The organism is Nocardia otitidiscaviarum, assembly GCF_007362295.1.
In the GTDB taxonomy this organism is placed as follows: Bacteria; Actinomycetota; Actinomycetes; order Mycobacteriales; family Mycobacteriaceae; genus Nocardia; species Nocardia otitidiscaviarum.
On the sequence record NZ_CP041695.1, the window covers coordinates 4,244,697 to 4,256,466 of the forward strand.

Below are 11,770 nucleotides of genomic sequence, written 5' to 3' on the forward strand. Positions count from 1 at the left end.
CACCGACACCCCCGCGCGCTCACGCGTACGGGTCGGTGATCTCCCGCAGCCGTTCGAGACTGTCCCGCAACTGCCGCATGCGCCGGACCCCGAGATGGGCGGCCCACTCGCTCTCCACCCGCGCGGCAACACCATTGGCGACATCCGCCATCTCCCGCCCACGCGCGGACAGCCGCACCAGTCGGGCGCGGCCGTCGCTCGGATCCGGTATCCGCTCCACGTATCCGGCCTTCTCCAACTGGTCCACCAGGAAGCTCGCCGTCTGCTTGGTGACCTGGGCCCGCTCGGCCAGTTCGGTGAGCCGACTGCCGTCCGCGGCGATCTGCGCGGCCAGTTTGCCCTGCGCGACCGTGATGTCGGCGTGCCCGGCGGCCGCCAACTCGGCGTAGACGCGGGTTTCCATGGATCGGTGGGCTATGGCCATCAGTAGCCCCACATTCATCTGGTCGTCGGCCATCGCACTCCTTGTTTCAGTTCGCCTCTCTGACTATATTAGACAGATAGGCTGACTAAATGCAGACTGAAGGGAGAGGGCCATGGACCGCGAAGCCAGTTGGCGGATCATCGAGGAACAACGGCTCGCCATCGCCGACATGCTGAGCGGCCTCTCCCCCGAACAGTGGCGGACGCCCTCCCTGTGCACCGGTTGGAGCGTGCGCGAGGTCGCCGCCCACGTGGCCCTCACCCCGACTCCGCCCGCATTCCCGCTCATGCTGTCCACCGGGCTCCGCGCCCGCGGCAACTACAACCGCTTCATCGACATCATCACCCGCCGCTACGCCGCGGACCCCGACTTCGATCCGGTCGCCGCGCTGCGCACCCACGCCGCCTCACGCGACCTGCCCAAGCTCACCAACTACCGGAACATCCTCTTCGACACCATGGTGCACGCCCAGGACATGGCAATCCCCCTGGGCCACACCATCACCGTCTCCCCCGAAGCCGCCGCTGCCGCCGCCGACCGCGCGGTGGAGGTCGGCTGGCCGGTCTGGGACCGCCACCGCCTCGACGGCGTGCGACTGCGCGCCACCGATTCCACCTGGGAGCACGGCGACGGACTCGAGATCCACGGCCCGACGCTGGCCCTACTGCTCGTGATCACCGGCCGCCCAGCGGGTTTCGCACACACCACCGGACCGGGCGTCGAGATCCTCGCGACTCGGCTGGGAACCGCTTCCCGGGCAACGGAAACCGCGACGGCACCGAAAGGTAAAGGCGAGGAAAGCGGAGATGCTGGAACATGTGAAGTGTGAGAAGGAAGCGTCCCCATGGCCTCGCCGTCACCGACTCTAGCACTACACCGGAACGAGCTCCGCGAGATTTTTCGGTGTGATCACGATCGAACCGTCGGGCAGCTGCCCGGGGTCTTCGCGTCCGACATAAGTGATCGGTCGGCCCGCCACCGGGCTGAGATCGCCGATGTCCGCGCCCAGCAATCCGGCGAGGTAGCCGACGGTCAGATACCGGCGTTCGACCACGCTGCGGATCAGGTCGACGGTCGAGAGGCGGTTGTTCTCAATCTGATTGAAGGTTCGACCCGACAGGTGCAGGTGGGTCCACACCGCCCGCCAGCGCTTACCTCCGCCGCGGACGAACGCCAGGGGCAGGGCCACGCGACCAACGCCACGGAGATCCGACTTCATGCGCACCGTCCGCGGTTCGAACGGTGCGCCCCGCTGCTCGCCCTCGCGGAGCATGAAGCCGAAGAACGATTCGGCGACCTCGTCGAATCCCTCGCCGGAGTAGATGTTCACCTGGGGAATCACAATCCGCGCGGGAACTTTGGCCAGGTCGACTTCGATGAACTCCGACGCGCCGAACGGTGCCTCGGTGATGTCGCCCGAATGGCATCCACCGGCTGCGGTCAGATTCGTGTAGGACAGCCACGTCGGGTTGCGGTAGCGACCGTCGAGCATCAGCGCGGACAGATCGAAGTCGGTGCGCCGCTGGCGCTCTCGCCAGTACACGAAGAAGCGCAGCAGCCGTCCGTCCACGGCTGACACCGAGCCGCGCGGCAGGGTACCGAATCCACCCGCGATCGACTTCCCGCTGATCGGCAGCGCGACATTCAGCATGTCCGGATCGACCACCCAGCGCGGTAGCGCCGCATGGCGACGGCGAATCTCGCCGTCGAGCACATCCCGCAACCGCTCGAGTGCCGCACGCGAAATCGGCGGCCGCTCATCGTCGATCGCGTGGCCGCGGGCCGACCGATTGATGAACACCCGCCGCCGACCGCGCTCCGCGTCCCGGTTCTCCAGGTGCTCCCGCAGCGACAGCAGCACCCGGCCCGACACCTCGGGAGCGGCGTCGGCGATGCGGGTGACCATCGCGTCCTGATCGGATGTCGGGCTGGCGCGCAGCACCCGGTCCGCTGACCGAAACAGCAGTCCCGGCGCCCGGGTTCGCAGCACAGCGGCCGCGTCGTCGACACGCCCCGAGCGCATCAGCCGCTCGAAGCGCGAAACGGTCGATTCGGCGTCCAGCTCGCCGCGCGCCACCGCGAAAACCGCTGCCGCGCGCGGCCATTTCGGGTACTCGTGCGGATGCAGGCGCTCACCGAGCCGTTTCCACTGTTCGCGATGGCGCGACACATCCCCGAGCACACTCGGGTTGTCGCCCACGAGTCGATGCAGCCCAGCCAGCAGCGCCCTGCGATACGAGCGCGGCAAGGTGCGGAACCGCGTCGGCTCGACGAGCGTGACGTCACCACCCGAGATCGCGCACGCCAGCCGCAACGCATCGGTCACCGTGCCCAGCAAGGGTTCCTGCCCCAGATCGAGGCGAACCGCATTGATCAGCGCCCGGTTCTCGCGCACCGGAATGTCGTGCGGCTGACGGGGATCGGTCGCGCAGTACCGGGCGAGCGTGCGCAGCGCCTCCCGGTCGTCGTCATTGCCCGGGGTGGCCGCGCCCGCCAGCGCGCGGTACAACCCGGCGGCTTCGTCGGCCACGTCCCTACCGGCGTGCAGCACGGTCACCCGGTCACCCGCACCCGCGATGAACTCGGCGTGCGCGGCCAGCATATCGGCGTAATCGTGTTGGTAGCGTCCGTACTTCGGCAGATCCAGCAGATTCAGCGAACCGAGCAGCACATCGCCACCGATCCGCTCCGCCACCTCCGGCTCCGCCAACGCCTCGACCAAGCACTCGGCCCAGAACTCCACCGTGTCGGGCACATTGCGGGGAAAGTCCCGGAAGTAGACATTGTGCTGGACATGATCGCCGACCATCCCGCGCACAGCCGCGAGCACGCTGACCGCGGTATCGATCACCACCCCCGCCGACAGCGCCGACAACCGGTCGAAAAGCTCTTCGGACAGCTTGAACCCCACCGACATCAACACGGCGTCGAACTGCCGAGTCGCGACGGACCCATCACCCGCCACGCCCGCGGGCGCAGGCACCCGCAAGGTACGGCGAACGACCAACTCGTCGATCATCACAGTCGTCCACCCCTCCCCGGCACGTCGCCGCCGGTCACCGATGGTGACCATAGCGCGAACCCGTCGATCATTCCTCCCTATTTCGCGCGGCCATCCGCGACATCCCCACAGAGGTCCGGCTGGTTCCGACAACGGGCTCGATGATTTACTCCGCCCGCGTGCGCTATTCGGCGTACGGATTCTCGAGGGTCATGGGGGTGCCCGCGACCTCCAACACATCTACGGGGTAGCGCGGTCCCGCAGTGTAGAAACGTGCTCGAGTGCGACCGACCGGCTCGAGCACCTCGAGTGTGACGAGGTCACGCAGATCGCGTTGCGCCTGTTGCAGACTCAGCCCTTCGGCTTGTTCGTATCGAGTTCGGCGAGCACGACCGGACATCGCGACATCGTGCAATGCGCTGACAACCCTTTCGTCGAGGCGGATACCCCTGACGTATTCTTCGAGCATCGCCCACACCGTGCCGGACCGAACCCAGCGCGCATGCACGGTTTGCGCCTGCTGGTGATAGGCGGTCAAGTTGAACCGAATCCATTCGGACACATCCTGATTCGGCCGATAGGTACTGCCCCGTCGGCCGAGCACCTGGTAGTACTCCCACGTGTTACCAGGCCTGCCGAGCCATGCCTCGATGGACGAGAATTCCGGTGCGAGAACACCTTCACGGGCGATCATCAATGTTTGCAGCGATCGCGACATGCGTCCGTTGCCATCGGCCCACGGATGGATGGACACCAGATGCAGGTGCGCCATCGCCGCCCGCACGAGCGGGTGCGTGCCGTCCTCGATATTGAGCCAGTCAACAAGCTCTTCCATCAATGCCGGCACCGTGTCCGCGTCAGGGGCGGTGTACGCAGCGATACTCGGGTCGCGAGCATCGGTCACGTACACGGGGCCTGGACGCCACTGCCCGGCCGGGCGACGCTCGGTATGCCGATGCCCTTGCAGCATCCAGTGCAGAGCGTTCAGAAATCCCTTGCTGTAGCCGAAATCGACGACATCATGCAACGTTTGGATGTAAGTCATCATCCGCTCGTAGGCGAGCGTCTCGGCCTTGTTTTCCTCCGAAACCTCGACATCTCGCTCACCGGCGATCAAATCCTCCACATCGACAGTGGAGACCTTGAACCCTTCGATGGAGTTCGACGCGGCGACAGCGTCCGCCGTCAGGAACTTGCGCAGCCCACTTGCCCACTTGCCAGGCTTGCCCTGAAGTTCGTGACGCAGATCGACGCGCATCCGGTCCACATCGGCAAGGACACGAGCGTCGACAGCAGTCAATTCAGGCGTCGGGAACAGCATGACACCATGATAATTTGACGCAATTATTACGTCAAGCTGAACCCGATCGAGCTGACTGTCCTTCCTCATCACCCCCTCGATGGCGGCGCGCGACGGCAACCGGTCGACGGCGCAGCGGCGCTACGGCCGCTGCTCAGGCCGCTCGAGCTGAGGAAACCGCTCAAACACGCGCTGACGTGGCGATCTTGGGGGTTCTACCTATCCTGACCTGGCATTTCGCTATCCCAACGCATCCCGTTCGTTCCAGCCGAAACCCAAGGATTCCCACCGTTTCGGCCGCAAAATGGCACTCAAAATGACACTGGAATTCCCACCACATCCCACCGCTTCGAGCCTCGCTTAGGCAACGAACGCGATCCGCTACACCGAGTCCTTGCCCGAGGGCGAGCGGACCATCGTTCGAATGGACTTCAATGCCGATGCGTGGAGTGCGCTCGATGCCTCCACTCGTGACGGTGTCGCGCTGCTCGTAGATCGGATGGGCGAGAACTGGACGCTGCCCGATCTCACCACCATGGTGTATGCGGTGCCGAAGTTGATGGTCGGGTTACCTGCGGATGCCGAACCGACGCCGGAGTTGAAGAGGCAGCAGCGTGCTTTCTTGAAGGCGCTCTATCAGTTCCTCTCTGCGTCCTGGACAATCTTCCGACCTTACTAGCGCTCGCAACCTGCACTCTGAGAGGATTCTCTCCTCGGCAACGGTAAGTGAGAGGGCGTCGTGGAACCGAGCAAGGGCGAAGTGTCTGCGCTGGTCGGCTTCGGCGGCCAGTTCGAGCTGGCGGCGCGCATCGTAATAGCGAAACTCGCTACCCTGGAATGGATTCGGGTCGCCGACCTGCATGCCGGTATCGCCGACGACTTCCAGTTCAAATCTGCGGGCCGTCGCCATGCACTGCAGGTTAAATGGTCCCAGGTACCTGGGACGTTCTCCTGGAGTGATCTCACAGCCGGCAAGAAGGCGAAAGGCGACCTGCCCGCGAAGCCAGGGCTGTTCACGCAACTGTCTCTCGCATGGCGGAGACTTCGAGCGGCGTCCCCGGATCCACTCACAATCTATCTGTGCAGTAACAACATCGCTTCGGACGGTCCGGCGCCTGCTGGATCACCGCTTGATCGGGCTGGCGCACCGAAACCTCGAAGTTTGGCGCGCTTCGTGATCCACTCCTTCACCCCCGCGCGGGAGGCTATCGACGCGGGATGCACCCGATGGAGTGACCTCGCGGTGCTGCCGGCGGTCGCGGACTGGGCTTCGGTCTGGGACGCACTGCGGGAGCTGGCGCCACTAACCGACGAAGAGTTCGTCGGTTTCATCCAGGCACTGGAATTGAGGTTCGGTATCCAGACGACCGATCCGCTGCTCCTGCCCGACCAGGACTGTGCGGACGGCGACGTGGAGCACCTCTCGGCAACGCTGCAGAAGATCGTCCGCGACCCCGTACGTCCAGAGCAGTTGAGTCGGGAGGATCTGCTGGCCAGGCTCGGGTGGACGGACCGGCTTGCGTACCGGCACCCACACCAGTTCCCGATCCCGGAGGTCTACACCGCCAACAACGCGGCCCGGACGGCCCTGGAGCAGCGACTCAACGAACCCGACGGTGGCTACCTCGCGTTGATCGGACCCGCGGGATCGGGCAAATCAACCCTTCTGGCCAGCCTGAAACTATCCGGCCGAGTCGTTCACTATTACGCCTTCGTACCCGACTCCCCGAATCCACTGAGCAGCCGTGGGGAGGCCGAAAGCTACCTGCATGACGTTTCGCTGGCATTGGAGGCAAACGGATTGCCGCGCCGCGGGATCGGTAACGACTTGCGCAGTCGCCGGGCCGTCATGCTCGACCAACTCGATCAAGCCGGACGCCACTGGTCCGAACGGGGAGAGCGGACCATCGTGATCGTCGACGGGCTCGATCACGTACCCCGGGAACAGAATCCGACGCGGTCCTTCATTGAGGAACTCCCGGCGCCTACCGCTCTGCCTGCTGGGGTTTTCGTCGTGCTGGGCACGCAGAGTGTCGCGATGTTGGGTGCTGAGGTGCGCGCGGTATTGCAACAGCACAACCGCACAGTTGTCCTCCCGCCGCTGTCCTCACAGGAGTCCGAGCGGGTTGTCGAACTCAGCGGAGTCGGTTCCTGGATGTACCCGGGCCAAATCCAGAAGGCAGCGGAAGCGGGCGAGGGACACCCGCTGGCGCTGACCTACCTGCTGCAGGAACTGACAGCGTTGCAGGAGCGAGTGGCCGACCTACAGGCCCGCCGCGAATCCGCGTCGAGGCTACTCGTTGAAGCCGCGGGTTACGGCCGGGACATAGAAGCCCGCTATCGCGGCTATTTTCGGGCCGTCGCGTCCGATCCGCAGGTCCGCAATCTACTGGGTATGGTCGCGCGGCTGCGCGTGCCGGTGAATCTGGCATGGCTGGCGACCTGGGCAGATCCGCATATCGTGTCCTCGTTCGCCGAGCAGACTGCCGCATTCTTCCGGAGAGCTGGCGATGACCTGCAATTCATCCATAACAGCTTCCGGCGGTTTCTGGTCGAGGAGACTGCACGTGTCGGCGACCGGTTCGACCAGAACATCGATCAGCATTTCCATCGGCAGCTCGCCGAGATCTGCGCTCGCGCGAACGACGAGTGGCGCTTGTATGGCGAAGAAGAGATCGCACATCGCTACCTGGCAAACCAGCACGACCATGTACTGGCGCTCGCGTCACCAGTGAGGTTGCTGCAGTCGCTGGTTAACCTGCGTCCGCTAGAGACGGTTCGCGACCACGCCCTGCTCGCTGTGCGTTCCGCTGCCACCGTCGATAACTCGCCGACGCTCGTCTCGGTGTTGATATTTCTCAACGAGCTATGGGGACGCGAGTACGTACTCGAAACAGCGGATCTCGCGCAGACGCTGCTGCTGTGCGACCGCCGGATTGCCCTGGAGCACGTCGTTCGCGCAAATAGCCTGCGCGTTGAGCCTCACGACGCGATGCACCTCGCGGTCGAATTCGCCACAGCAGGCGACTTCGACGCCGCCCGGCAGATCGTCCACGCCTGCGGAGGCCTGCCAGGTCTGCTCGACAGCTCACATCGATCGGACACGGTGTTCTCAGACTGGGCCAGGGTGACCTGGTTACTGTCCGGCACCGACGCCGTTCTGGCCGAACTCGACTACCACTTGCCACCGGCGCGCACCGTTCCATCACTTGATGCGGACACATCCGCGCGGGACGACATTCCGCCCGAGCAGGATGACTCGCAGATCGACCATGCCTTTCACCGCAATGTTGTTCACACAGTCTGCTTCGACCGCGTCATCGAAAACCGCGACGACAGCGAACTCGACCGCCTCACGGGTCTGATCGACGCCGAAGCCGGACCGTCCTGGCGCGCCCGCGCTCGATTGGCGCGCGCCCGAGCAGCATCGGACGATCAAATGCCCGCACGAGTACTGGAACTGGTCCTCGAGATTATCGCCATCAACACCGAATCCGACGCCGAAGAGGAAGAGGACAAAGACCTCGCCGACGGCACCTCCAATCATGCAGTCGCACTGAGTATCCGCGTTGCCAGTGCCGAACTCCTCGCCCGCCACGGCTTCACCGAGCGGCCCGAGATCGACCAACTCGTTCCGCCGGGCACCACACCGGCCTGGCCCTCCGGCACCGACAGGCGCGAGGGCCTAGCACCGTTCGCTACGTGGATTGCCTTCCACCGCCTCCGCCAAGTGAAACGAGACCCGGCGCTAGAGGCCCTGGCGGTATCGGAGAATCCGATGTCCAGCGATCCCTACCGGAAGCGGCTGCGACGAGCTCTCCGAACGCTCGCCGAACTCGAAGGCCAACAACTCACAGCCGAACTCGGGCTGAACGAGCCCCCACCCGTCGCGGCACTCGCGCGAATCATCATCCGACTCCGTGAAATACCGTCGAGCCACAGCCACAGTTCGATGACGTGGGGACGGTTGTCGAGCATCGCCCGCGACCTGCATGTCCGGATCATCGATCTGGCCGTGAAGGCTGGCGGCGGTGACGGGTTAATGCGGCTTCTCGAACAATTCGACACCGCATGGACCGATCCTCACCGCAGCCGATACTGGCCACCGGAACAGCGACAAACAATCATCACTGCCGCAGTGAACGCCCACCCGCTGGCTCGTCTTTGGGCACTGGAGAGGCTCGAGCAACTCGACGCTGATATTGACACCTTGCACGACGAGCCGTACGGCCGAGCGAACCGCTATCTCAGCCAGGCCCAAGCCTGGGCCGCCGCCCAGAAACCGGACGCTGCGCGCCGCTGTGTGCAACTTGGGGTGCGTGCGTCGATGAGCATCGGTGCCAGCGACCACGACCAGCAACTTATCGAATGGATCGACTGGCTGGCGGCAGCGAACGCAGCGGGACAACTGTCGCCGACCCACTTCGATACCGCCGCACGCCGATATGCTGCGCGTCTCGCGGCAGCGGCCCCCGTCGCGACAAACCAAGCATGGAGCGCCGCTGAACAGCTCACTGAGCTCGTGTTCGCACACAACCCAGCACTGGGCTGCACCATAGCCGAATGGCTTTGCAACGCAGGCGTTTTCAGCGAGACTGCCATGATCCAGTCCATCGTATTGGCCGCGTGTGGACATCCGGACATTCCCATCACCGACGCCGTCACTGTGGCCGCTCATCTGTTGTATCCGATTGCGCTCGAACCTCCTTCGCGAATCGAGAAGGCTGTACGGCTACGCGATGCGCCCGACGGATCGGCACTGACAACATTGCGGAACGCCCAGGCGGCCTGTCCGTTACCTATGCCGGAGCACCAGCCTGCGCCCACCTCACACAGCACTCGCAGCCCGTCTTCACCGCAAATCGCTTTCGCGGATAACACCCGTATCGACACGATAGGGGCGCTTCTCGCGCGACTGCGCAACGCTGCCTCGATTGCAGATGCTCCACTGGGAGGCTGGGACGAGACGGTTCAACGGCTGGCGTCGATAGGGCCGGTGCCGCAGCCGATGGCCCGAGCGCTCATCGAGAGCGCCACACGTGTGGGCCTGAGCGGGCCGGCGCTCGGCGGCCTGATCGCACTCGCGGCGCGATCAGGTGAAGTCGCGACCGCAACTGCCGTGCTTACCGATGAACTGAGCCGCACCCGAGGCTCCGGATGGCTCCGCCATGGCGATGGAGGATCCCGCCTGACCCTGCTCGGCGCTGCACTCTCCGACCGCCACCCGGCACTAGTGCGACTGGCCCGACACGATTTCACCAACTCACTGGCTACCGGTTCGCTGGCAGGAAATCTGTCTCCCGACGATATCCGTCGCATCATTACCGTGATCGCAGGCGCGGACACGATCGCCGCGGCATGGCCCCAGATCGAGACCCATCTCGACGAGATCATCGCGACGGGGTCTGATCCGGCGGATTCCATCCCGAACCCCACTTCAGCCACCACAACCAATCCGGTTGCCGTACTCGCGCAGTGGGTGACGCAACATCTCGGTCATCCGATTCGCCCTCTCGACTTCGGGGCCCGACGAGCACTGCAACTACTCCACAGCCGCCACCCAGACAGCATCCAGCAGATCCTGGCTGAGGCGATCGACAACGGCGGGTGGAGATGTGAAGCTGCCCTCCTGGCACTGATCACCACACCACCGGACGAGCGAGTAACCGAGTTGTCGGTGACGTTGATCGCAGCGTTGCGCACGACCGCAGTCGGTGCCGACGGTATCTGCCGCGAACTCGCTGCCCGAGTCGGCAACCTTTACCGGGTCGGCACCCCCGATCCCGAGCCACGGACGCTGCCGGTTGGCTACGAATTGGTTCTCCCGACTTTGCCGTCGCGAACACTGCCTGAGTTGGATCGTCGCGGCGTCCCGCACCTCGACCCACATGATCCGCAGCAGCTCCTCGCTCCCTTCGACGAACCGTTGAAGCTGCTAGCCGACCTGTCGTCGCTGTCGGCATCGGCGGTGATGCACCACGCGTCGCGCCTCACGGATTCCGGCGGCGATCGATGGATCGCCCACGGCCATCAGGGACAAGCAGACCTGCTGAACAAGCGCAGACAGCTACTCGGCTACCGACCCTGGGCCTATATGGCGGGCCGGCGTGCACTGGGTACCGTTCTGGCCGACCTAGCCGACGCCGGGCTGCTCGACAGCATTCCGTTCCCACGAACGTATCGCCTCGGGCTGGTCGACGAGCGACTAGCAGGAATCGAACCGACCCCTATTCCGGGCACGATGCCGCCACCCTGGTGGCCCGACACAGCGCCGACATACGACTTCCGAGACTGGTGTTCGGAGACCCAGCAGGCATTGGCGCGATACACGGACGCCTACACCGACAGCACACCGTACATACTCGCCGAATATGGCCGCTGGCGGATCCTGGACTGGAGCCTGCCCGAGGAGAACCGCTTTCTGCACGCTCATCACGGCTCCTCGGACGGCCCTCTGCTCCTACCCACACTGCATCCATGGGAAGAGAGCTACGACGGCGCTCAGCGGTACCCGTTGTTACATGATCTCGAATGGACCGACGAGGAGTTCGTCGTGCATGGATACGAGACCTTCAGCGACGCAGTACATATGACATGGCTGGCCTTACATCCGGCCGTGGGCGCGCGACTCGGGTGGCGACACGACGATCAGAAGCTCTTCACCTGGAACGGCACCGATGGACAGTGGCGGGCGAGATCGGTCCTGCTTGTGCAGGGAGAGCTCACCCATCAGCCCCGCAGCGACGCAATCTGCACCGAAACATGGCAAGTCCAACTCAGCAACGCCGGTTACACCGACATCGTCGCGGAGTGGCCATCACTCCGGCGAGAGCTGCGCATCACAAGACGTCTGCCAGCCAACGGGCGGCAAGGACACCCCGCTGAACGAGTCAGCACTTTCCGGACGATCCTGGGCGCCCCGCAGCCAAGCGACGCAACCACGTCGGAGACTACCGATAATGGGCAGTGACCGACACCGGGGGCCGCTGCAGGAACTGGTGACGGTTCACGCCTGAGCCACCGCTTGCGTCGACAGCACGTGAAT

The 11,770-nt window shown here is 64.5% G+C and carries 6 protein-coding genes; 3 read left to right on the forward strand and 3 right to left on the reverse strand.

The features are described from left to right. Nucleotides 1-19: 19 nt before the first annotated feature. Entirely contained in the window at nt 20-457 is a 438-nt protein-coding gene (locus FOH10_RS18885) for a MarR family winged helix-turn-helix transcriptional regulator (protein ID WP_143981735.1), read from the reverse strand. A gap of 79 nt (nt 458-536) precedes the next feature. Here FOH10_RS18885 and FOH10_RS18890 point away from each other — a divergent pair, with 79 nt between their 5' ends. Further along, entirely contained in the window at nt 537-1,253 is a 717-nt protein-coding gene (locus tag FOH10_RS18890) for a maleylpyruvate isomerase family mycothiol-dependent enzyme (RefSeq protein WP_143981736.1), read from the forward strand. Between the two features lie 42 nt (nt 1,254-1,295). On the opposite strand, the gene FOH10_RS18895 is transcribed toward FOH10_RS18890, so the two are convergent. Beyond that, the gene (locus FOH10_RS18895; protein ID WP_221937843.1) at nt 1,296-3,497 is read right to left on the reverse strand and encodes a TerD family protein; all 2,202 of its coding nucleotides are present in this window, start codon (nt 3,495-3,497) and stop codon (nt 1,296-1,298) included. Between the two features lie 112 nt (nt 3,498-3,609). Next, nucleotides 3,610-4,746, reverse strand: coding sequence for a Fic family protein (locus tag FOH10_RS18900; protein ID WP_143981737.1), 1,137 nt, complete (start codon nt 4,744-4,746; stop codon nt 3,610-3,612). Nucleotides 4,747-5,149: 403 nt separating this feature from the next. Here FOH10_RS18900 and FOH10_RS18905 point away from each other — a divergent pair, with 403 nt between their 5' ends. Further along, the gene (locus FOH10_RS18905; RefSeq protein ID WP_143981738.1) at nt 5,150-5,404 is read left to right on the forward strand and encodes a hypothetical protein; all 255 of its coding nucleotides are present in this window, start codon (nt 5,150-5,152) and stop codon (nt 5,402-5,404) included. A gap of 60 nt (nt 5,405-5,464) precedes the next feature. After that, nucleotides 5,465-11,695, forward strand: coding sequence for an NACHT domain-containing protein (locus FOH10_RS18910; RefSeq protein WP_143981739.1), 6,231 nt, complete (start codon nt 5,465-5,467; stop codon nt 11,693-11,695). Nucleotides 11,696-11,770: the final 75 nt, after the last annotated feature.